We start from the raw sequence: 22,879 nt of genomic DNA, 5'->3' as shown, positions 1-22,879 counted from the left end.
CTGCCAGAGCTTTTTATATACTCTGGCAGCAGACCGGAAGGGGCTTCCGGTGGTGCTGGCATATGGATGAGGGAGCGATAGAGTTGAGTAAGAATAAGTACGAAATAGATATGTGTAACGGAACCATTATGGACAAGCTGGTTTCTTTTGCCATTCCGCTGATGGTTTCCGGAATTCTGCAGCTGATGTTCAATGCTGTGGATATTATTGTGGTGGGACGGTTTTCCGGCAGCCAGGCCCTGGCAGCAGTTGGTTCTACTACCGCTTTGATCAATGTGTTTACCAATCTTTTTATTGGTGTTTCACTGGGAGCTAATGTACTGGCTGCCAGGTTCTATGCGGCAGGTAAGGCGAAGGAGATGTCGGAAACGGTACATACGTCTGTTACACTGGCTTTGGTCAGTGGTGTGGCGATGGCTGCTGTAGGACTTGTTTTTTCAAGATGGGCACTGGAGGTTATGGGAACGCCTGCGGATGTGATTGACCAGTCCACTTTGTATATGAGGATTTATTTCCTGGGAATGCCGTTTTTTATGCTTTATAACTATGGTGCAGCTATTCTGCGTGCGGTAGGGGATACCAAGCGTCCGCTGATGTTCCTAGTTGTGGCAGGTGTGACCAACGCGGTGCTGAATATGATTCTGGTGATCGTGTTTCATCTGGGTGTTGCAGGTGTTGCCATTGCGACCATTATTTCCCAGCTGATTTCTTGTATTCTGGTTCTCCGCTGTCTGTATATGACGGACAGCAGTTATCAGCTCCGGTTTTCCAGATTGTGCATGAAGAAATTTTATCTGGTACAGATTTTCCAGGTGGGAATACCGGCAGGAGTGCAGAGTACGGTTATTAATATTTCCAATGCGCTTTTGCAGTCTTCTGTAAATTCCTTTGGTTCCACTGCTATGGCTGGTTATACGGCGGCGAATAATATTCTGGGATTTTTGTATGCGTCTGTAAATGCGGTCACCCAGGCCTGTATGAGCTTTACCAGCCAGAATTATGGTGTTGGAAAATATAAACGTATGGACAGAGTGCTGCTGGACTGCGGAATCCTGTCCTTTGTGATCGCCCTTGTGCTGGGATGCGGATCTTATATGTGTGGCGGTGAAATCCTGAAGGTTTACACAGAGGATCCGGAGGTTATCCGATGTGGTGTGGAGATTCTTTCCATCACCACAGTGCCTTATTTCTTATGTGGAATCATGGATCTTTTTCCTGGCGCTCTCCGGGGAATGGGACATTCCGGTGTGCCTATGATCCTTTCTATTATCGGTACGGTTGGTACCAGAATTGTGTGGATCTTCTGGATATTCCCACAGCACAGAAGCCTGTACACCTTGTTTATTTCCTATCCGGCATCCTGGTTCATTACCATTGTGCTGCAGGTGGTCTGCTTTGTGTTTGTGAGACGGACGGTGCATGGACAGCTGAAGGGTACCGGGAAAGCGGCGTGATGGAAAGAAAGAAGAGAAATGTTATAATATGTTTCTGAAACGGGTAAGAGCCAGGGAAAGCGAAACGCTTCCCTGGCTCGTTTTTAGCTTCCGTTCCCTCTGAGCTTCACGAAAGATAATAATGGAAAATGACATAATTGGGTAAGTGTGAATGATTTAATAATTCGGCTGGGCTAACTTCCTCCCATTAAAGTTAGTGCAGGCGATTATTTGTGTGGGCATTTGGCGTATGTGTATGTGCCGACATAATCCATGATGACAAGATGATTGCATTTTTGACAAATTTTTGCAGTATAGCGTTTTACTTCACAACCACCATTACTTTTTGAATTATGAACATCAGCATATCCAGATTTAAAATCGTGAGTACAAATAATTGCACGTGGTTCTAAATCGGAGTCATTGACTAAGATATTTACATGTTCATCTGTTTCAAAGTAGATATTAGAATTTGCAAAGGGGTTGTTTGAAGCACTGTCAACAAATGATACTGTTTCATTAAGTTGCACAGAATCTGCAGCTTCCGTTGTCTGCATCGGCGCATACCCAAACACCGTAGTCCCGCTCAAAAACACAGATGCCAATATTGCCGCAGCAGTACCAATTTTACTGACTTTTCTATTCTTCCTCATAATAAATTCCACTCTCCTTTTCATTGTATGTTTGGTCCCCAATAAGTTGTTTTTCCAGACTACAGGAACCTGTCTGTTTCTTGCGGAAAGATTTACGAGAGCGACTGCGTAGGCTTTTCTCTCCTCCGTGGTGAAACCTTCGGTGGCGGCTTGATCTGCAATGTTTTCGGAAAAGCTGGTGTAAAGCAGAAGCGTAAGCAATGTTAACGGATTATAAAAATGAAGGCAAATGGCTAACAGGCAGAGCAGCTTTACTGCTGAGTCATGGCAGCACAGGTGTGAATATTCGTGCCTCAAAATCATTTCTGACAATCTGGAATCCTCAAGGCTCTCCGGCGCGACAATGAAAGGCTTCAGGAAACCTATAGTATAAGGAGAACCGATAAGAGGAGAAATGCGATATTGTACATCTCCAATTCCAGGTAAGAAACAATTTCTCGTCTCAGTAATTCTTTTCAGCTTTCGCGTGAGCCGATGGTACTTAATGATTTCATAAATACTGAAACCGCTTACCAGAAACAGCCAGCATAATCCAATCATAAGAATCCAGTCGGACATCCAGAGTGAAATTCCGTTGTAAGAAATTGCTTCTTTGTCATCAAAATTGATAAAGTAGGAAATGTTCATAAGAGAATCCGTTTCTCTTAACAAATCCTCGGGCATCAGATATTTAACCACCTGAAACGGTATCAAATACCCTGCCAGACTCAGAAACACCAGGTTCCGGCCAAGCCGGTATGAAAATTTTTTCCTTTGGAGAAGCAAGAGCAGGAGACAGATGATCAGTGGCACTGTTCCTGCTATGCTCATACAGATTAAAAGCATGCAAGTCCCTCACTTAAAATTTGTCAATAAAATCCAGCAAGTCCTTCTGATCTTCTTCGCTGAGATCGGAATCTTCGGCAAAGGCACAGAACAGACAGGTAAGTGAATTTTTAAAGCTCTGGAAATCAGAATCTCCAGAATCCCTGCAGCTGGTCTGGCGATTTTTTATCAGCTCCTTCATCGCATTCCGGAACAACAGGTTCTTCTTATCAAGCTTTCGTCTAAGCTGCAAACAGTGTACGAAGAGACCTAAGGTTACCAGAGGAAGGCTAAAGGATAACAGAATTGCTTTCGCCAGGTAAAAGGCAGCAGCCGGCTGATCCAAATTCGGAATTCCGTTCATCATGCAGATCAGCAGCGAGCATCCGGTGACGATCACAAAAAGAACGCCGGATAAGGTTAAAATTATTTTTTTCATTGAGTACCTCCTCATTCTACGTAGAAGCGGGAATTCAGAAATAATTTTGTTTTCTGCTCCCTTCACTATATATACGAAAACCAGAGAAAGAAATAACACGAAATCTGAAAAAATTTTTGGAAATTTTTCAGATAAGATAAATTTATGGTATACTTACAGAGAGATTGAGAAAAATTACAGGTCTGATATCATATTAGATATTGAAAAGACACTTCCTAGAGCATGTAAAAACCAACGCTTTGTTAGGAAACTGCAAATAATCATAGAAGGAGAACAATCATGCCCAAATTTCTGATCATCGACGGCTCCTCCATGCTGTCTACATCCTATTATGGAAATCTTCCCAAATCTATTCTTTTCGCAAAGACAGACGAGGAAAAAGAGAGACACTATCCGGAAATCCTGCACACCTCCGATGGAAAATATACAAATGCCATGTTCACCATGCTTCGCACCCTTCTGGCTGTTTATAAGAAGGTAAAGCCGGAATACGCGGCATTTACCTTTGATATGACAAGAGATACCTTCCGCCGCACCCAGCTTGGCGCCGATTTTTACAAAGCCAATCGCAAGGAGACTGCCCAGCCATTAAAAGAACAGTTTGTCCAGATGGAAGAGCTTCTGAAAGCAATCGGCTGTCCGGTATTTATGAGCCAGGACTATGAGGCTGATGATTATGCGGCATCCCTTGTGGAGAAATTTCAGGGCCCGGATCTGCAGACCTATGTGCTTACCAAGGATCACGATTATTTTCAGCTGGTAAGCGAATACACCCGCATGTGGCGCGTTGTTACAAAGGATAAGCTGGAGAACTTAAAGGATGCATACGGCCTGTTTGGAAAAGAGGCTTACGAGGCACTTCCTTCCAATGTATTTGAATATACACCGGAAATCGTCTGCTCTGAGGAAGGAGTGTATCCGGAACAGATTCCTGTGCTTCTGGCAATCACCGGAGATCCAGGCGATGGAATTCCAGGCTGTAAAGGCGTTTCCTCAGCAGCAGCGCCGCTGGTAGCAGAATATAAAACTCTGGACGCGATTTATGAAGCAATTGAGGACTGCGAAGGCGTGGCAAAGAAAGAAAAGGAACTGAATACTTTCTGGAAAGAAAACCTTGGAATTGGCAGAAGCCCTCTGAAAGCACTGAAAACAAATAAAGAGATGGTATACTTAAGCGAACAGCTGGCAACGATGAAACGCGATATTGAGATAAAAGAAAGCCTGGAAGATATGCGGCTTCATATTAATACAGAAGAACTGATCAGACAGCTGAAGCGCTACGAAATGAACAGTATTGTGACAGAATATGAAAAAATATCAAAATAGTCGAAATATAAAGAAAACAATTAATTGTCAGAAAAAAGAGAAAATATCAGAAAAATACAATTGACGGTTGGTAATGTGTGTTTATTTACACAAAAAATACATAAAATTTTCACAAAACACTTGCCTAAAACGGAGTAATACGCTATAATTTCCCCATACTACTTATTGATCAATTTCAATAAATTTAATTCATGGAGGGAAATGTATGAAGAAAGATTTGAAAACACTCAATAAGTCTGTTGCCATTGCAATTGCAGCGGCAATGACCGCAACTTCCGCACCGACACCACTTCTGGCGTCAGATTTTACAGATGGAGGAGATTTCGTATCTGAGTCTCCGGCAGCGGAAGCGGACACCACAGAGGAAGCTGCTGTAGAGGCAGATGGCTTCGGAGATGAAGCCGCAGTGGCAGCTGTTACAGAGGATGGCTTCGGTGACAGCGAGGCAGTTGCAGACGCAGCAGAGAGCGGAAGCACCGATGATGTTGCTGCTTTTGATGCAGAGGCACCTGGCAAGATCGGACATGTTGCATTTGATGAGGAGGATAAGAATGTTCTTACCTGGTATGCGGATCAGAAGGCAGATGAATACCAGATCCGTGTAACAGACGGAGAGTACACTTACCGCTACTCTTATGATGCAAGCGAGCCAGAGACCGGTTATCCGTCCACTGTCGACTTAAGCTATAGACTTACAGATCTTACCATGCAGCCGTTCAAGGTTGACGCAGAAGGAAACCTTGTATACAAACCAGATGGTAAAGACGGATATATTGCAGGTCTTGAGAATGGCAAGACATACAAAGTTTCCGTTCGCGCCGTAAACCGTAACAGTGCAGATGGAACTGTTGCATATGGTGAATGGTCTGATGCTGTAGATTATACCTACGCAAAGAAGGTCGCTGAGCCGAAGAGCGTGACAATTTATGCAGCTGAAAGAAAGAATCAGATCCAGGTATCCGGCGAGAACCAGAACCTTGAGGTTTCCATTAAGGATGAAGCTGGAAATGAATATTATTCTTATGCATACGGAGCAAAGGAACCCTCCTATGTAACTACTTCAGGTAACTGGCTCTATTTCCATGAGAATTACGGTTATCTGCTTAAAAAGAACGACACCACAGGTCTTTATGAAGTCGCTTCTGATGCAGACGGAAAATATATCGGTGCTTTCCAGAAAGGCAAGAAATATACCGTTAAAGTCCGTGCATATACAGGCTCCGGCGACGAGAAGAAGGTAGGCGACTGGTCCAATGAGCTGGTTGTAGAAGCAGACGACAGCGGAAATCTTGTACCAGAGAAGACCGGTAATTTCAAATACAACGATGAATATGAATATGTAAGCTGGAACCGTATCCAGAATACATATGTATCCCAGTACGAAGTTGAAGTAGATGGAAAAGTTGCCTTTACAACAGATTCCAATTATTCCTATCCAAACTTCTATTTAGGAAGAACCTACGGAGAGTTCAAATTTGAAAGAGGTAAAACCTATACCATCCGTGTCCGCGGAATCAATTACAGATATGAGAATGGTGAAAGCAAGAAGCAGGAAGGTGAATGGTCTGACGCTTACACAGTAACTTATAAAGCAGCAGATACAAGCCTGAAGAAAATCTCCGGCGTAACAGCTTCTTCTTATGTTCTTAACTGGAATCCGGATAAGAATGCAGACAGCTATGAGATTAAGATCACAGACGAAGCTGGTCGCGAGTACTTTGAGTCACTGGCATCCGATCGGAAGAGTGGCAGATATACCAGAGTAAGCGGCACCAGATATTCATTTGATGAGTCTGATTATAAAACTTATACAAGCGTAGACGGAGTTCTGGAACCTGTTATTTACCCGGCTACCGGTCAGCCTGTTTATGCATTTGAAAACGGAAAGACCTATAATCTTTCTGTTCGTGCCGTTAAGAGCGGAGAGGATGGCAAGGAAGTATACGGAGACTGGTCCAATGCATTTGCATACAAAGTAACCGCTTCAGATGCAGGTACCAATGAGAAGCCTGCAACTGTTTCCGGAGTAAACGTAAACACAGAGGATAGTGAGCCAACCTTGCGTTGGAACGCACTTGACAATGTAAACCGCTATGAAATCCTTGTAAAAGATTCTGCCGGCCGTGAATATGTAAGAACGGCTTCTCTGAAGGATGATGGAACAGTTGATAAGACCTACTACAGCGTCGGACGCGGTAATTTCCCAAGTGTTTCCCTGTCAGAGCTTAAAGATGAAGATCTGTATACATATACAACAGATCCTAAGGTTTCATTTGACCGTGTAAGAGATGAGAATGGCGATCCGATCAAGGCAATGGCTCCTGGAGAATCCTATACTTTCCAGGTACGTGCAGTACGCACTTATACCGTTGATACAGACGGAAAGAAAGTCACAAAGACCGTAGAAGGCGACTGGTCAGCACCGTCCGCTGCATTTACAGTAGATGCTCTTCAGCCGATCACAGATCTTCAGTATGTGAAAGCTGACGACAATTACTATTATTTCACATACAGTGCAAAGGTTGATTTAGACAGCGTATGGTATCAGATCGCAACAGGCACAGAATTTACCACTGCAACTATGGCAAGTGACTGGAGCCGCTTCTATTATGATGGCTCAGCTGGTTCTGCGAAACTGAAGATCAGCAAAAACAACAGTAATCTGGAAGCAGGAAAAACCTATTATGTTCGTGCAGTGAGCAGTGCAGACAGACCGGAAGAGGAAGAGGTTGCAAAACTGAAACCTGCAGCAGTCTCCTTCACTACAGATGCAGAAAAGGCACCTAAGAATGTAACTGGCTTAGAGATGTATAAAGAATCTGAAAACAGCTTCGAATTCCGTTTTGATGCTGTTCTGGAAGATGGCGACTCTTATGAGCTCCAGTACACAGATAAGGCACAGCCTTCCGAAGAGGATTGGGTAACAGCTTCTTCCAGTGGTTACTATGATGAAGATGAAGATGAGTACTATGAGGATGATGATGCACTTACATTGAGTAAATCCTTATTAAAAGAAGGAGCAACCTATGTAAGAGTTGTCGCTTATGTAAAAGACAAGAGCGGAAACAAGAAATACGGTACTCCTTCCAATGTAGTAACTGTCAATGTTTCCAAAGCTACTTCAGCGATCAGTAACCTGAAGCTGGTTGAGAAAACACCGGATGGTTATGTATTCTCCTATGACGGAACTGTAAGAAAAGAAGAAGATGTAGAATTCTGGTATTCTGAATCACCTGAATTTGTAAATGATTACAAGGTTACAGATTGTATTTCTGGTGAGAACAATAAGGCAACACTTTACTTTGAATCACTTACACCAGGCAAGACCTATTATGTGCGTGCCCGTGTAAAAAATGATAAGGCAGCTACACTTGCACAGAAATACAGTGCATACACAAATACAGCATCATTTAACGCTGGTATGCCGAATATATCTGTAACAAATGTTATCACAGCTAAGACCGTTACCTTAAGGATGAGCGCTGAAAGCGGAAGCGAAGGCTGGCTCACCGGCTATCAGATCCAGAGAAAGAATGGCAAGAAATATAAAACAATTGCCAAAACTACAGACAGCGTTTATAAGAACACCAAACTGAAAGCAGATACCACCTATACTTACAGAGTAAGACCATATTATTATGATTCCGAAACAGGCAAGACCACTTATGGAGCATGGGCTTATAATAAGGTTACTACCTGGGGCGGTGCGCTGAAACTGAAAGCAACACCTAAGAGCACAACTTCTGTAAAACTGTCCTGGACCAAGATCAAAGGTGCTAAGGGATATGAGATTTACAGATGTGAAGGATCTTCTATTGGAGATACTGTAGCAGCTGGCATGGCCAACAATTTTGCTAAGTATAAACTGATCAAGACTACAAGTGCAAAGGCTTCCAGTTATACAGATAAGAAGCTTCAGAGCGGTATGGATTATTACTATCTTGTAAGAGCTTACAAAACTGTAGGAAACAGCAAGTATTACATTGATGAAGGTGTATATGCAAATCTTAGCTTCGAGATGACTACTGTTAACAGAATTTCTTATGCAAACGGTAAGGTGAAGTTAAGCTGGCAGCCGGTATATGCCGGAAAGGGTTATCTGGTTGAGAAGAGAAATGAAGAGACTGGTGCATGGGAAACCTATAAGACACTGAAAGCTTCCACATCTTCCATTACATTCCCGGCAGCAGATACGGAAACAACCTATCGTGTACGTGCATACAAAGGACAGGAATACAGCAATGAAATCAGCGCAACAGTTATCCCTGTTATAGCAACTCCTGGCAATGTAAAAGCGGTTGCAAACAAAGCAGATGGAAGTATTACTGTAACATGGAATCCGGTAGCAGGTGCTGATTATTATCGTGTATACAGAACCACCTCTTCCTGGAACAGATATAACAAAGACAGCAATTCTTACAGCTATAATTACGGTTCCAGTGCAGCCGTTCCGAATTATGTTGTTGATTCCACAACAGTCAGCGGATATAAATTTGTTAGTGAACTGAAGGAAACGACTATTACAGATCGCGAGATCAAGTACACCTATAATGGTGCAACAAGCACAGAGTACAAGGGACCGAAAGCAGGAGTAAAATATTACTATTATGTAGTTGCTTACAAGAATGGCAAGTCCTATGAGTACAAGGATTCTGCTGATGAAACATACACAAGCGGTGCAAGCAAATCTGCAAGTGCTATGGTTTCCGCAGCAAAGATCGCGAAGCCAACCAGTCCAAAAGCGAAAGCAACAAAGGGCAAGATCACTGTCAGCTGGAAGAAAGTAACAGGAGCTACCGGATATCAGGTATACCGTTCCACTAAGAAAGGTTCCGGATATAAACTGGTAGGAACTATTACAAAAGGCTCCACAGTGAAATACGTTGACAAGAGCTCCAAGAAGGCTGGAACCAAGTATTATTACAAAGTACGCGCCGTTGGAAACAACGAAGCAGGTGTTCCAATCTATTCTTCTTACAGCACACCGAAATATGCGAAAGCAAAATAAATAAAGTGTAATAAAATCCCCCTCCTGTCAGATAGGAGGGGGATTTTTGACTACCCGGATGTAAAAACTTATGTAACTATTTGAATGCAGATATAAGAAAAGAAGACCCGTATCACAGGCCTTCTTTAATAAGCTTACCATCCTTTAAATGCAGAATCCGCTGATTGCTGCTCCCTCTGAACTGAAGGGAGAGGTTTTTCAATTCCTGGATAAACTCTCCGTCTACCAGAACGTCGATGCAGGAGAGCATCCGGTCTGTAAAAGGCGTGTAGACCTTACCTCCGGGAACCATATCTTTGTCAAAAAGATATCCACTGTAACACCAGATGGATTTATCCGGAAAGGTACGCCTGATCTCTTCAAGAAGCTCTGCCAGCACAGGCTGGTTCTCTGGCTCAAATGGCTCTCCTCCAAGTAAGGAGAAACCCTCTATATAAGAAGGAGCAAGCAGCTCCAGGATCTTATCCTGTGTCTCCTGGGTAAATGGCTTACCGTAGTTAAAATCCCACGTAGGTGCGTTAAAACAGCCCTTACAGTGGTGCCTGCAGCCGGATACGAACAGGCTTACACGCACGCCTGTGCCGTCTGCAATGTCGTAGGATTTAATGTTTCCGTAGTTCATAACTGATTCCTCTTTTCCTCCTGTGCCTGATAATCAAATGCACACATCTTGCAGAAAGCCTTTTTCAAACAAGATTCAGGACTTTCATAGTAAAATACCATTATGCAAAAAAAATCCGGACAGAAATCAAAATTATGAAATTCAGAAAACTGTCCGGAGTGTTATTGTTCAGTGGTAACGTTATATAAGGTTCTGTAAACGTAGAAAACCCGGGAACCATTACTTGTTACAGATGTAATACACGATCCTTGATCTCCTGGGTACGTCCCTGGTTCCAGAACTGGGTACCGATGTATCCGCAGGTTCTTCTGGCAACGCTCATCTTGTCCTGATTGCGGTTACCGCAGTTCGGGCATTCCCAGATCAGCTTGCCGTTCTCGTCTTCTTTGATCTGGATCTCTCCGTCATATCCGCAGACATCACAGAAATCACTCTTGGTATTCAGCTCTGCATACATGATGTTATCATAGATAAACTTCATAACAGAGAGAACTGCCGGGATATTCTGCTTCATATTCGGAACTTCCACGTAGCTGATGGCTCCTCCTGGAGAAAGCTTCTGGAATTCAGATTCGAATTTCAGCTTGGAGAATGCGTCAATCTCCTCAGTAACGTGAACGTGATAGCTGTTTGTAATATAATTCTTATCCGTAACTCCTGGAATGATGCCAAAACGCTTCTGAAGACATTTGGAAAACTTGTATGTGGTGGATTCCATCGGAGTGCCATATACAGAGTAGCTGATGTTCTCAGCTGCCTTCCACTGGGCACATTTGTCATTAAGGCGCTGCATAACCTTCAGCGCAAACGGACGAACCTCAGGGTCTGTATGAGGCTTTCCGTACATTCTCATGCACATCTCATGGAGACCTGCATATCCAAGTGAGATCGTAGAATAGCCGTCATAAAGAAGCTTGTCAATGGTCTCACCCTTCTTAAGCCGTGCAAGAGCACCATACTGCCACAGGATCGGGGCAACATCGGAAACTGTGCCAAGAAGACGCTCATGTCTGCAGCGGAGTGCTCTGTGGCAAAGCTCCAGGCGCTCCTCCAGAATCTCCCAGAATTTATCAAAATCGCCGTCTGAGGAGCAGGCTACATCTACAAGGTTAATGGTAACAACACCCTGGTTAAAACGGCCGTAGAACTTGTAAGAACCGTCCGGGTTCTTCTGCTTCTCCTCAACGGTAAGGAAAGAACGGCATCCCATGCAGGTGTAAACATTGCCATTTTTTAACTGGCGCATGATCTTGGCTGAGATGTAATCCGGAACCATACGCTTGGCAGTACATTTCGCTGCAAGCTCTGTGAGGTACCAGTATTTGGAATCCTCGTGGATATTATCCTCATCCAGCACGTAGATCAGCTTCGGGAATGCAGGTGTGATCCACGCACCACGCTCGTTCTTAACACCCTGCATACGCTGCTTCATAACTTCCTCGATGATCAGTGCAAGGTCATCACGGGTGCGTCCCTCTGGAACTTCATCGAGATACATGAAAATCGTTACAAATGGTGCCTGTCCGTTGCAGGTCATAAGAGTGATCAGCTGGTACTGGATCGTCTGGATACCACTCTGGATCTCATCCTTCAGTCTGCGTTCCGATACCTTCTGGATGATCTCATCATCAAGAGGCTCACCACAGGCCTTACGTTCCTCGATTACCTTGTTGCGGATCTTCTGGCGGCTGATGTCTACAAAAGGAGCCAGATGGGCGAGAGAGAAAGACTGTCCGCCGTACTGATTGCTGGCTACCTGTGCAACGATCTGTGTGGTAACGTTACATGCGGTAAAGAAGCTGTGAGGCTTCTCAATTAGTGTCTGGCTGATAACCGTGCCATTCTGGAGCATATCCTGCAGATTGATCAGGTCACAGTTGTGCTCACGCTGTGCGTAGTAATCGGAATCATGGAAATGAATGATTCCCTCGTCGTGAGCCTTTACGATCTCCTCAGGAAGTAGAACACGCATGGTCAGATCCTTGCTGACCTCGCCTGCCATGTAATCACGCTGGGTAGAGTTAATAGTAGGGTTCTTATTGGAGTTCTCCTGCTTGGCATTCTCATTAATCTGGTCAAGAAGAGCAAGGATGCTGTCGTCTGTGGTATTGGACTTGCGGGTAAGCTCTCTCTTGTAGCGATAGCGCACATACTTCTGTGCAACTTCATAACCGCGCATCTCCATAATGCCGGTCTCTACCATATCCTGAATATCTTCCACATTGACAGCGTGGGAGGATTCAAGGGCACGGGTGGCAATCATATCAGCAAGCGCTGTGATCTGGTAATGACTCAGCCTGTGAAGCTTGGAAACCTCCTCATTCGCTTTTTCAACGGCGTTGATGATCTTCGCCTTATCAAAAATAACTTCCACGCCATTTCGTTTAATGACGTTTGCATTGACCTCGGTACTCATTCTTTCAAATCCCTCCATATATTGTGTTTAAATCTTTAATTACATACTAGATGTTGTGCACTATCAATATTACAGTATTCTACAGAAAAGTCAAGGTCAAAACCATTGATTTTAAAAATCTGTGAAATGTGCTGAATTTTCGTCAGCAGGACAGAAGAATCATTCGGTGATCTCCTGTATAGAGTTCCTGAAATGTGCGGAATCATCGGGGTTATTCCGTATGTGAAATTTTACCGTACACAATAAAACAGTTACTGGATGACCAGTAACATGCTTTGTATGATTTCGCGCCGCAGCTGTGAACAATGTTCACAAAAACACCTGGCGGAATACTGCCTTCTGAATAGTTACGGGGCATGAACAAAGGGCTGCCCTGGGCAACCCTTTCTCGCGTCCGCATCTTTCTCTATTATACTTGGAAAAAAATAAAAATCAACCCTTGACACCACCAGAAGTGAGTCCTCCAACCAGATTTTTTTCGATTCCGACGAACAGAATTACAACTGGAACGATTGCATAGAGGGAAGCAGCAAACAGATACTGCCACTCGATCATATTATAACCGTTGAAAATGTTGATACCAACGGTGAGAGGCTTGAAGGTATCGGTAGAGATCAGTGTCAGTGCCACTGTATATTCGTTCCAGGCGTTGATAAATACGAAAATAAGCGCTGTAACGATACCAGGTGCAGCAACAGGCAGAAGGATCCTTAAAAGGGCATGTACGCGGTTACAGCCGTCAATAGTGGCAGCCTGCTCCATCTCAGGGGAGATGCTCAGGAAAGTACCGCGGAGCAGCCAGATAGCAAATGCCTGGTTAAATGCTGCGTTGATAAAGATCAAGCCGATAATGCTGTTGGTAAGATGGAACGCCATCATAACCTTGTAGATACCGATGAGAAGTACAACCGGTGCGAACATCTGGGAGACAATAACAAATCCCAGAAAAGCAGTCTGGCCTTTGAATTTCATTCTGGACAGGGCATAAGCAGCTGGAATACCGCAGACCATAGCCAGAAGAGTGGAGCCTCCTGCGATCACAATGGAGTTCATCATGTAATTGCTCATGGGAGCCAGCTTCCATACGTCTGTGAAGTTGGACCAGATGGCCTCAACTGGGAAAATAGTTCCATTCATGGAAAAGATTTCCGCACGGCTTTTGAGAGCAGTACATACAGTTACAAAATATGGGTATAAAGTTATCAGACAGATGGCGATAATCACTACATAGAGCAATACACGCAAAACTGTGTTTCTGGTATTTTTTTTCTTAACTGAAGCATTGGTGTTTGCCATATTATTCGTCTCCTTTCTTCAGTACGGAAACCATGTACAGGCTGGCGCAGAAAAGAAGGATCAGGAAGCCGATAACAGATACGGCTGCTGCCTGTCCCTGTTTGCCGTTGTAGAAGGCCAGTTTGTACAGATAGGTAACCAGGGTGTCGGTACGGTTGGCAGGGTCACCCTTGGTTATGGTCCATATGATCGGAAAAGAGTTAAATACGTAGATAATGTTCAGGATGGTACTGATGGTAAGATTCGGACGTACCAGCGGGATGGTGATCTGGAACATTTTCTGCCAGTAGCTGGCTCCGTCTACGGCTGCTGCCTCATAATAGCTGGCATCAATACTCTGCAGACCGGAAAGTACGGTAAAGGTTACAAATGGAATGGTAACAAAAATACCGCAGGCAATTTCCCAGGCGAAATAAGCACCGGCAGTAGGAGTCCAGTTCACAGCGTGGTCAATAATACCAAGCTTCATCAACAGTGTATTTAAGGTACCATAATCTGTGTCGATGATGAATTTCCAGATGCTCGCCTGAACGATCAGGGTTGTAGCCCATGGGAAAACAACAACGGCACGTGCAAGCTTACGGCCTTTAAATTCATTGTTGAGGAGGATCGCAAGGATAAATCCAAGGAGTGTGGAGATGCCGACTACAGCAACGGTCCACACAAGGGTGTTTTTCAGCACCATGGCAAAAACAGGGCTGCTTGTTACCTTGCGGAAATTTTCCAATCCGGCGAAGCCTTTGATCAGACCAGCTTTGCTGACGTCGCTTAAGGCCATACGGAATACAAAGATAATAGGAACCAGGATGAAAATTGCCATGAGAAGGACACTTGGCAGGATCCATATATATGGTTCCACTTTTTTGAATTTTTTCTTCACAGGGATACCTCTCTTTTTATAAAAATAACGTTGACGCTGCGCTGACAAGCACAAGAAGCGGCGTTTGCTACGCAAACTTAAAAATGGACCGGACCTGTAAGTCCGGCCCATTATCTTCCTCGTAATGGGAAAAACAGTGGATTAAGATCAGCCTGCGATTTCTGCCTGAAGGTCATCCAGTAATTCCTGAACGTCGCCGCCAAGAAGAGCATTCTGCTCTACGTTGATAACGCCCTGTTTTACATCTGCCCATTCTGCTTTCGCTGTTGGATAGAATTTACAGCTGTCTAAGATATCAATCCAGCTTGCCATATCTTCGTTAGCTGCTGCGAGAGCCTCGCCGCCGGTCTTTGTTGCCGGAAGGAATCCCTCCATGTCAACCCACTCTGTATAACGGGCATCATCATAGAAATAATCAAAGAATGTGGAGATAGCAGCCTTCTCATCATCTGAGTAGTCGTTATCGAAGCACATGAAGCGGTCCATAACACCTGCAGATACAGACTCGCCTGTATTGGAAGGAATGGAAGCAACGCCGTAGTTTACTTCATTTCCGCCTGTAGCAATGTAGGTAGGTAAGCTGTTCGGTGCGATGAGCATAGCTACTTTGCCAGCGCCGAACATATCCTGCAGATCATAACGGGTATCGTTAGCAGGATCGGTGTTTGTGTAACCGGAATTTACAAGATCGATTGCGTACTGGATTGCTTCAACGTTCTGCTCACTGTTCAGTGTCCAGTTACCTTCATCGTCAACAAATCCGCCGCCGTTGTTCCAGGTGTAGTATGCGAATGCTGCCTGACCTTCGTCAGTAGTCATATCGATACCCCATGGATAAATGCTGTCGTCATAAGCCTTAAGAGCTTCACATGCAGCTTTCAGTTCATCCCATGTAGTAGGAACTTCTACGCCTGCTGCATCAAGGATGTCTTTGTTATAGTACATAGCACGTGCAGATGCAAGATCAGGGATAGCCCATACAGTTCCGTCTACTTCAGACTGTGCAAGGAATGCATCGTACATCTTGCTGTAGGTCTCTTCAGAAACAACGTCCTGGATAGGAAGAAGGAGATCATCTGCCTGATAATCTGCGAATACATCGATATTCAGGACATCAGGAGCTTCGCCATTGGCGATACGGGTATTTACTACGGTGTAGATGTCGTTCCAGGAAACAACTTCTACGTTCAGGTTAATGTCCGGGTTTGCCTCATTAAATTCTGTCACGAAGTTCGCCCACCAGTCAGCAGTCTGCTGGCCATACTGTGCAGCAATGACGTTTATGTCCACTTTGTCTGCGGCGGATGCGGTGACCGGAGTCATGGAGAGGGCCATTGATAAAGCTGCGCCTGTTGCTAAAACCTGTTTCATTTTCATAAGTATTACCTCCCTTTAGATACGAGTTGAGGCATTCCATAGATACATCCTTGTACCAAATGGAGTGCCTCTCTGTAAAAAAGCATACAACAAAAACAGTCAAATGTCAACAGAAATTAGTGAAAAAAACAATGAAAAAGATGAAAAACAAAGAAAAACACAACGAAATACACAAAAGAAAAAACAAAAAACCACAAAAGCCATGGGAGAAATGCAGAGAGTAGAATAAAATAACAGATGAGTTATAAAAAAATATACAAAAAACGAGAAGTATGGTACGAAATCATACAAATTAGGATTTCTTTGATCACGAAGAAATTACGATAACCAGAACGTGTTTGAAAAATCATTCCCGCAATCTGCACGTCCCACTTTGTGGGAGATTTTGTAGAAAGTTTTTTTCAAACACGCTCTGGTTCGTGACAGGTAAGAAGGATTTGGTTAAAATGTGGTTTGACATTTCAGGTGCGGATATTATACAATCATATTTAATCGAAGAAATTCAGGAAAGGAGTATGCGGCAGTCAAAAAGAACTGAGAGGGTAAGCCCTGATGGCATGTACTGCTGCAGAACATAAAATGGAAGAATTATACGCTGCAATTGAGAAAAAAATCAAAGCTTCCGGTTATCCGCGTGAGATTTCCGGTGCAGATGTGTATGATGATATCTGCGACCAGATCGAGGGGAAAGAGAACGGAAGCTATATTCTGTTGTCCAAGTTTGAGGATGATGTAATCTTTGAGTATCATATCACGGTAATGGATGATGATTTTAATCTCGGGGTTCTTACCATGCGTACGCCTGAGGGAGTATTTGAGACCGATTTTGATGAATAAAAGAACTATTCAGACACGCTCTGGCAGAAGAGTTTGCCATACGAAATATCCTGTAAGGTAAGAAATCAGGAAGAGTCTGGATTAAGAAATACCAAAATACAACATTAAGAAATATATAGAAAGCGTGCATAAAATGAAAGTATTGGAAATTATTTTGCCCGTACTGGTGATGATCCTTCTGGGCATGGCCTGCAAGCGGCTGAAACTGCTGGATCAGAATGGAATTAACAATATGAAGCTTCTGGTGACCCAGATCATGCTTCCTGTGGCAATTTTCCATGCCCTTGCTACGTCAGAATATAATAAAGAAACCGGAATTCTGGTTGGAATCATGTTTGTAATGCTGGTTGTTTCCTTTAGCATCGGTTTTTTACTCCGCCCGCTTATGCCGGCAGAGCGTTACCAGAAATATCTGCCCTTTATGGTCAGTGTATACGAAGGCGGTTCCATGGCCTATCCTTTATATACCAGCCTTTGCGGAGCGGAGAATCTTTCCCAGATCGCTGTGCTGGATATTGCAGGTCTTCTGTTTGGCTTTAGTGTCTATATGGGAATGCTCGGACAGGTGGAAAACGGGGAAAAGATCGATCCGGGAAAACTGTTTTCCAGTGCAATACGTACACCGGCGTTTATTGCAAGTGTGCTGGGAATCATTGCCGGACTTACCGGTGTGGTGCAGAAGCTTCTTGCCGGACCGTTTGCAGGTACCTATACAAGTGTGGAGAACATTCTCACCACTTCCATAACCTCAGTTATTCTGCTGGTGGTAGGATTCAGCATTGAATTTGATAAGAAACTTCTTTCCCCATGTATCAGGACCATTGTACTTCGTATTCTTCTTCAGGCAGTCATGATCGGGGGAGTGCTGCTGGCAATACATTACATAGTGGGGGATCATCTGCTTTTGAACCTTGCAGTGATCAGCTACATGTCCGCTCCAGCCACATTCAGTATGCAGACCTTCCTGAAGAGTGAGGATGGAAGCGCTTATGTTTCCACCACCAATTCTCTGTATTGCCTGATATCCATACTGGTGTATGTGGTCATGGCATTTGTAGTTTATTGATGCAGAAAAAGAAAGCTTCAGACAGTATCATTTCTGATATTGTTCTGCAGCTTTCTTTTTTTGTTGGATTCGGGGAAAATATACCGCAAAGTGGGGCGTGCAGATTGCGGGAATGATTTTTTCGACACGTTCCAGAGCGTGTCTGCATGAAACCTCTCTGCTTTGGTTATGGATGGGAAACGGCTGTTTTCTGTATGCGCAGCATAATTTTTGCAGTAAAAACACCATTTTCATAAGTGAAGCTGCTGTCTCCTCCGTTTTTTTCTGCAATGTGGCGGACAGACTGGATTCCCACTCCGTTTCCGGGACGCTTGGACGACTGGAAAATATGATTTTTCTCCTGTATTTTTCCTTCAAAGGTATTTTCCACCTGGATCAGGAGAAGGTGCTTATGATGAAGGTAAACCTCTGCATGGATTCTCCTGTTGGAAGACTTTGCTTTCAGACTGGCTTCCAGAGCATTTTCCAGAAGGTTGGAGAGAACCAAGCACATATCAATCTGGTCTATGGAAATGTGGGCTGGCAGATCGGCCTTTGCCCGGAAAGGAATGTTCTCCCGTTTTGCCAGAGCGGCATAATGGCTGATCACGCTGTCAGCCGCCTGGTTTTCACAAAAATGCAGGTCGTAGTCTGGAATTTTACTGTTTGCATTGGAAAGGTATTCTTTTATTTTTTCCAGATCTCCCTTTTCCGCAAGGGAAGAAAGCTGCAAAAAGTGATGGCGGATATCGTGTCGTGCCTGCCTTGCCTCCTCTATGGCAGAGCAAAGGTTCTCATATCGTGCCTGCTGAAGGGAGAGAAAATGATTTTCCTGCTGAAGCCTTGCATTTTTATTCAGGCTGTTGGCCATCATAAGAAACATTGTGTAAAACAGCATGAGAATTACAAGAAGCATCAGGCTGATCACAATGTAGCCCTGCAAAATACGTCCAGTATACAGAGTTCCCTCATATTTGGGAATCATAAAGAGATTCAGACCTATAAAAATCAGTGGCAGTATCCAGAAAACATACCAGGTCTGGGCTAAATTTTCGTCATCGATCATAGTGCGGGCTGCATGGGAGGCCGGGTACCAGGCGGCAGCAACGAACAGCAGACATATTACATTGTAAAAAATACCGGCACTGGTGTGAAACCAGATCTCTGTTTCCGGAAGTCCAAGTCTTTCTGCCACAATGGCATTCACTGCTCTGGAAAGGCTGTTTACACAGGCAAAGACCCCACATACTGCCAGAAAAATGCTGCCGGATTTCCAGATAGAGATAGTCAGGCTTTTGTGATAGATCAGCATCAGTACCAGCAGAGTGGGAAAAAGCACTGAGCTGGTAGGAATGTTAAGAAAGTAACAAAATCCTCCTTCCAGGAGACAGATTCCTGCCAGAAGAGGTGCAAGCCATGCAGCCAGTCTGCCGGGCGGTTGTTTCAGATAGGTCTGTACCGGCAGATAGGCAAGGAACAGACCGGAAATCATTACCGTAAGCTCCAGAACAGGTCTTAATATAGTATTCATATTCAATGTCCCCTTTGAAACAGAAAATCCATAAAAGTCTGTCTTGCATTTTTGACCAGCTTCCGGCTGACGGAAATCCGGGTTTCATCGTCCAGGATAAACAGGGCTCCATCAAAATCAACAGCATGCTCCAGATTGATCACAACGCCTCTGCTGCAAAGATAAAATCTTGGATCCATTTTTAGGGATGTAGTAAAGGCTTCGAAGGACTGGCGGGTGATCAGCTCTTTGCCGCCAGTGGTGTGAATATGGATCATATGGGAAAAATGTTCTGCGTATATAATATGTCGAAACGGAACCTGCACATTGCTTCCGTTTACTTTTATATCTATGTATTTTCCAGAATCCGGGATCCGGGAAAGCACCTCATCGATCAGGTCTGAAATCTCATTTTCGGGATATGGCTTCACAAGGTAGTGCATGGCACGGACCTTGAACCCATCCAGAGCATGATCCGTAGAAGTGGTAGTAAAAATTAAAAGTGCATCTGAGTCAAATATCCGAAGCTCTCTGGCAGTCTCGATCCCATTTGCACCACTCATGTAGATGTCCAGAAAAACGACGGTGAAAGGACGTTCCTTTGCCGCAATAAGAAAATCTTCTCCATTTTCAAATTCAAATAAATTTACGTGAATCCCACGTCTGGAAAGCTGTTTCGTCAGTACGTCTGCGAGCTTGTCACGCTCTTCTTTAATGTCATCAACAATTGCAATTCTCATAATGGTTTCCTTTGTTTTGTGATAGGTTTATTATAATACCATTCGTGCCATTTTCCAACACTTCGTGACAGAATTATTGAAATAGGATGTGGTTTAATTATAATAAACCTATGACTATTAAATCTGGTACCATTTAATTTCGTTTGCATCCATATGAAGCGGGAAGCTGCTGCCATCTCCTTTATAGACAACTGTATCCTGTGGCTCGTAAGTATTGTTTACGACACAGTACTTGCCATTCTTTACATAAGCGTGGACTTCTACATTATAATTGGTGGAATACCATCGGTTCAGTTCGTCCTCGGCAGATGCAGACCAGAGAACCGCACGGTAGAGTACACGGCTGTTTCTGAAGCTGTATGGAAGTCCGCTGATGTAAACACCGCGGCCTTTTCCAAAGGTTTTTACTGCCATCTGAACCTCATGGTCATTCTGGATCAGGATCTGGGTTTCCGGAAGCGCAAAAATATTCTTTTTGCCCTCACCGAAGTCCACATCACCTTCTACATCAGCCAGAATAAAGTGGTCTCTGTGTTCCTCCCAGTTGTATTTATCGGTATTTAAATTGAAGCCTCTTTCTTCTTCCACACCCAGTACATCATCCAGCTGGAAGAATTTTCCCTGCCACTGATGGGCTGCAGGCTCGCCAACTCCGATGAAACCGCCACCATTGTAAACGAACTCCTTTACAGCAGTAATAATGGTTTCATTTACCCAGTACTCGCCGCCGCTTTGCGCAGTATCCGCATCCCCTACATTGATCACAACATCAAATTTTTTCAGCAGATCCTTATCTGCCAGAATATCATCAAAACTGATAAAGGATACATCAAAGGGTGCACCGCTTAATGCCTCAATAATGCCAAAATAAGAGTAATTCTGTTTGTAATAGATTGCGTGATGTACCATATGATTGCCCCAGGAACGCATGCGGCCCCAGCAGTTTAACACAGCAACACGTTTCACGCAGTAAGGAGTCACACCCTGGATATTATCATAAAGGGTACGGAATTCCTGGCAGACCTCTTTAATATACTGGACAAAATCTGGGAACTGAAGAGCCAGCTTCAGATATCCGCCATAACCAATTCTCTGGATGGGGCTTCTGAGAATGGCACGCCTTGCAGTTACCCAGTTTACCTTCGCCTCTTTCACCGGGTCTCCACCTTCGTGGAAGGTGTCCGGGAAAAAGTATGGAAGAAATCGTCCTTCCGTGTATTTTACATTTTTAATATCGCTGAACAGACGCAGGGTTGCACCATTTCCCACACTTCCAACCACAGCATCAAGACCGATGGAAGCAAACTCATCCATAAATGGCTCCATGCCGATCCAGTGGTCACCCATGAACATCATGGCTTCTTTGCCATATTCATGGACAATGTCTACCATCTCCTTTGCAAGCTTCGCAACCTCGCGACGCTGGAATGCCTGGAAGTCCTTGAATTCCTTAGATGGAATGCGATAGGTATTGTTCATGTAGCCCTGGTCGATAATGTATTCCGGGCGGAATGGATAGCCGACCTCTTTTTCGAACTGCTCCAGCACATATGGACTGACAGATGCGGAATAACCGAACCAGTCCACATATTTTTCCCTTGCCAGCTCATCAAAGATCAGGGTGAACTGATGGAAAAAGGTGGTGAAGCGTACCACATCCACATACTGATGGGTGTCAAGGAATCTGCGGAGGCGCTCCAGGGAATGAGCTCTTGTTTTTGGCTGGCGCACATCAAATGTGATCTGCGGCTCTACATCTTTCCAGTCGTTTACCACTGCATTGTACATATGCACCGGATCCCACATAATATAAGCCAGGAAACTGACGGTATACTCATGGAACGGTTTTACAGGTGTAATTACCACATTTCCGCTCGCTTCTTCATAATGCCACTGACTTGCCGGAACCACTTCTCCTGTGGTGCGGTCGATCACTTCCCACCACTTTGTGATATCATCGCGTGTGTTCACCTTCAGCATATCCGGGTACAGGTGATCCATAAGGTGGATCTCCAGTTTGTCTGATGTTGCAGTGTGGAAAGAACTCATAATGTACATTTGCTGGATCTCATCCGGATTAGCCTTTGCCCAGGCATTGTCCTTTCGGGTGGTATAGTAGGTAGCGTAGATTTTCGCACCGGTGTCCTTCAGCTCCTGTGGGAATTCGGTTCCATCACAGTCACGGATGGCATCTGCGCCCCACTCATTCATAATATCCAGTGTTTCCTTTACCACATCCAGGTTGGTAGGAATGGTAACTCTGCCTTTTTTCTGTTCCATTTTGCGACCTCGCTTTTCTCTTTTTTATTTACAAAGGTTGTTAATATTGTTTGATGGTTGTTTTTCCTATAATATAAGAATACGTTTTTGACAGCTGTTTTTCAACAGAGTTGTTGCTATGGTTTTTAGAAATCTTGCTGTATTTTCCGTTTCATGGTACTCTAAGTGTGCGAGCTTTTTTCATTGCTGCTTGCAGACACTGTATTCGAAATA

General features: G+C 44.1%; 18 protein-coding genes and 2 pseudogenes. 8 read left to right on the top strand and 12 right to left on the bottom strand.

What is annotated here, in order from left to right:
• Positions 1-83 precede the first annotated feature (83 nt).
• Complete coding sequence (locus AB5Z12_RS01240; protein WP_325064514.1) at positions 84-1,454, top strand: MATE family efflux transporter; 1,371 nt, start codon at positions 84-86, stop codon at positions 1,452-1,454.
• A 206-nt stretch (positions 1,455-1,660) separates the two neighbouring features.
• On the opposite strand, the gene AB5Z12_RS01235 is transcribed toward AB5Z12_RS01240, so the two are convergent.
• Both AB5Z12_RS01235 and AB5Z12_RS01230 read right to left on the bottom strand, forming a co-directional pair.
• Complete coding sequence (locus tag AB5Z12_RS01235) at positions 1,661-2,896, bottom strand: M56 family metallopeptidase (protein ID WP_368368535.1); 1,236 nt, start codon at positions 2,894-2,896, stop codon at positions 1,661-1,663.
• 28 nt (positions 2,897-2,924) lie between these two features.
• Positions 2,925-3,329: a hypothetical protein gene (locus AB5Z12_RS01230; protein ID WP_173715990.1), complete on the bottom strand. Its 405-nt coding sequence runs from the start codon at positions 3,327-3,329 to the stop codon at positions 2,925-2,927.
• A 279-nt stretch (positions 3,330-3,608) separates the two neighbouring features.
• Here AB5Z12_RS01230 and AB5Z12_RS01225 point away from each other — a divergent pair, with 279 nt between their 5' ends.
• Together AB5Z12_RS01225 and AB5Z12_RS01220 are read left to right on the top strand one after the other, a co-directional pair.
• Positions 3,609-4,655 carry a 5'-3' exonuclease H3TH domain-containing protein gene (locus AB5Z12_RS01225; RefSeq protein ID WP_313718522.1) on the top strand — a complete coding sequence of 349 codons (1,047 nt, stop codon included), beginning with the start codon at positions 3,609-3,611 and terminating at the stop codon, positions 4,653-4,655.
• Positions 4,656-4,860: 205 nt separating this feature from the next.
• Complete coding sequence (locus AB5Z12_RS01220; RefSeq protein ID WP_368356990.1) at positions 4,861-9,663, top strand: hypothetical protein; 4,803 nt, start codon at positions 4,861-4,863, stop codon at positions 9,661-9,663.
• A 112-nt stretch (positions 9,664-9,775) separates the two neighbouring features.
• Here the strand turns inward: AB5Z12_RS01220 and nrdG are convergent, their stop codons facing one another.
• From nrdG to AB5Z12_RS01195, 5 genes are all read right to left on the bottom strand, one after another.
• Entirely contained in the window at positions 9,776-10,285 is a 510-nt protein-coding gene (nrdG, locus tag AB5Z12_RS01215; protein ID WP_227199024.1) for an anaerobic ribonucleoside-triphosphate reductase activating protein, read from the bottom strand.
• Positions 10,286-10,511: 226 nt separating this feature from the next.
• Entirely contained in the window at positions 10,512-12,701 is a 2,190-nt protein-coding gene (nrdD, locus tag AB5Z12_RS01210; RefSeq protein ID WP_118578071.1) for an anaerobic ribonucleoside-triphosphate reductase, read from the bottom strand.
• Positions 12,702-13,133: 432 nt separating this feature from the next.
• Positions 13,134-13,997, bottom strand: a complete 864-nt coding sequence (locus AB5Z12_RS01205) for a carbohydrate ABC transporter permease (RefSeq protein ID WP_118578072.1) — start codon at positions 13,995-13,997, stop codon at positions 13,134-13,136.
• A gap of 1 nt (position 13,998) precedes the next feature.
• Entirely contained in the window at positions 13,999-14,877 is an 879-nt protein-coding gene (locus tag AB5Z12_RS01200) for a carbohydrate ABC transporter permease (protein ID WP_227200503.1), read from the bottom strand.
• Positions 14,878-15,024: 147 nt separating this feature from the next.
• Positions 15,025-16,254: an ABC transporter substrate-binding protein gene (locus tag AB5Z12_RS01195; RefSeq protein ID WP_226840958.1), complete on the bottom strand. Its 1,230-nt coding sequence runs from the start codon at positions 16,252-16,254 to the stop codon at positions 15,025-15,027.
• Between the two features lie 103 nt (positions 16,255-16,357).
• Here AB5Z12_RS01195 and AB5Z12_RS01190 point away from each other — a divergent pair, with 103 nt between their 5' ends.
• On the top strand, positions 16,358-16,483 hold the full coding sequence (locus AB5Z12_RS01190; protein ID WP_368356989.1) for a hypothetical protein: 126 nt from the start codon (positions 16,358-16,360) through the stop codon (positions 16,481-16,483).
• Between the two features lie 13 nt (positions 16,484-16,496).
• On the opposite strand, the pseudogene AB5Z12_RS01185 reads toward AB5Z12_RS01190, so the two are convergent.
• Positions 16,497-16,643, bottom strand: a pseudogene (locus AB5Z12_RS01185) (DUF6783 domain-containing protein); the annotation flags it as partial.
• On the opposite strand from AB5Z12_RS01185, the gene AB5Z12_RS01180 reads away from it, so the two are divergent.
• The 3 genes from AB5Z12_RS01180 to AB5Z12_RS01170 all read left to right on the top strand — a co-directional run bounded on the left by AB5Z12_RS01180 (position 16,593) and on the right by AB5Z12_RS01170 (position 18,157).
• Positions 16,593-16,832, top strand: coding sequence for a DUF6783 domain-containing protein (locus tag AB5Z12_RS01180; protein WP_368356988.1), 240 nt, complete (start codon positions 16,593-16,595; stop codon positions 16,830-16,832). The pseudogene AB5Z12_RS01185 and the gene AB5Z12_RS01180 sit on opposite strands and share 51 nt — an antisense overlap.
• A 1-nt stretch (position 16,833) precedes the next feature.
• The gene (locus AB5Z12_RS01175; protein WP_148462016.1) at positions 16,834-17,091 is read left to right on the top strand and encodes a hypothetical protein; all 258 of its coding nucleotides are present in this window, start codon (positions 16,834-16,836) and stop codon (positions 17,089-17,091) included.
• 133 nt (positions 17,092-17,224) lie between these two features.
• Positions 17,225-18,157 (top strand): AEC family transporter, encoded by a 933-nt coding sequence (locus tag AB5Z12_RS01170; protein WP_173717774.1) that lies wholly within the window; start codon positions 17,225-17,227, stop codon positions 18,155-18,157.
• Here the strand turns inward: AB5Z12_RS01170 and AB5Z12_RS01165 are convergent.
• Positions 18,135-18,260 carry a hypothetical protein gene (locus tag AB5Z12_RS01165; RefSeq protein ID WP_368356999.1) on the bottom strand — a complete coding sequence of 42 codons (126 nt, stop codon included), beginning with the start codon at positions 18,258-18,260 and terminating at the stop codon, positions 18,135-18,137. The genes AB5Z12_RS01170 and AB5Z12_RS01165 overlap by 23 nt on opposite strands.
• Between AB5Z12_RS01165 and AB5Z12_RS01160 the strand changes: the two are divergent.
• A pseudogene (locus AB5Z12_RS01160) lies at positions 18,225-18,299 on the top strand (DUF6783 domain-containing protein); the annotation flags it as partial. The gene AB5Z12_RS01165 and the pseudogene AB5Z12_RS01160 sit on opposite strands and share 36 nt — an antisense overlap.
• 24 nt (positions 18,300-18,323) lie before the next feature.
• Here the strand turns inward: AB5Z12_RS01160 and AB5Z12_RS01155 are convergent.
• From AB5Z12_RS01155 to gnpA, 3 genes are all read right to left on the bottom strand, one after another.
• Positions 18,324-19,667, bottom strand: a complete 1,344-nt coding sequence (locus AB5Z12_RS01155) for a sensor histidine kinase (RefSeq protein WP_173769053.1) — start codon at positions 19,665-19,667, stop codon at positions 18,324-18,326.
• A 2-nt stretch (positions 19,668-19,669) separates the two neighbouring features.
• Positions 19,670-20,386 (bottom strand): LytTR family DNA-binding domain-containing protein, encoded by a 717-nt coding sequence (locus AB5Z12_RS01150; RefSeq protein WP_173717776.1) that lies wholly within the window; start codon positions 20,384-20,386, stop codon positions 19,670-19,672.
• Between the two features lie 117 nt (positions 20,387-20,503).
• Positions 20,504-22,666 carry a 1,3-beta-galactosyl-N-acetylhexosamine phosphorylase gene (gene gnpA, locus AB5Z12_RS01145; RefSeq protein ID WP_173769052.1) on the bottom strand — a complete coding sequence of 721 codons (2,163 nt, stop codon included), beginning with the start codon at positions 22,664-22,666 and terminating at the stop codon, positions 20,504-20,506.
• Positions 22,667-22,879 lie beyond the last annotated feature (213 nt).

It is taken from the genome of Ruminococcus sp. RTP21358st1_G6_RTP21358_211008, assembly GCF_040908885.1.
In the GTDB taxonomy this organism is placed as follows: domain Bacteria; phylum Bacillota; class Clostridia; order Lachnospirales; family Lachnospiraceae; genus Blautia_A; species Blautia_A faecis.
Note: the sequence above shows the minus strand (reverse complement) of the source record. Positions and strands in the feature narration are given on the sequence as shown.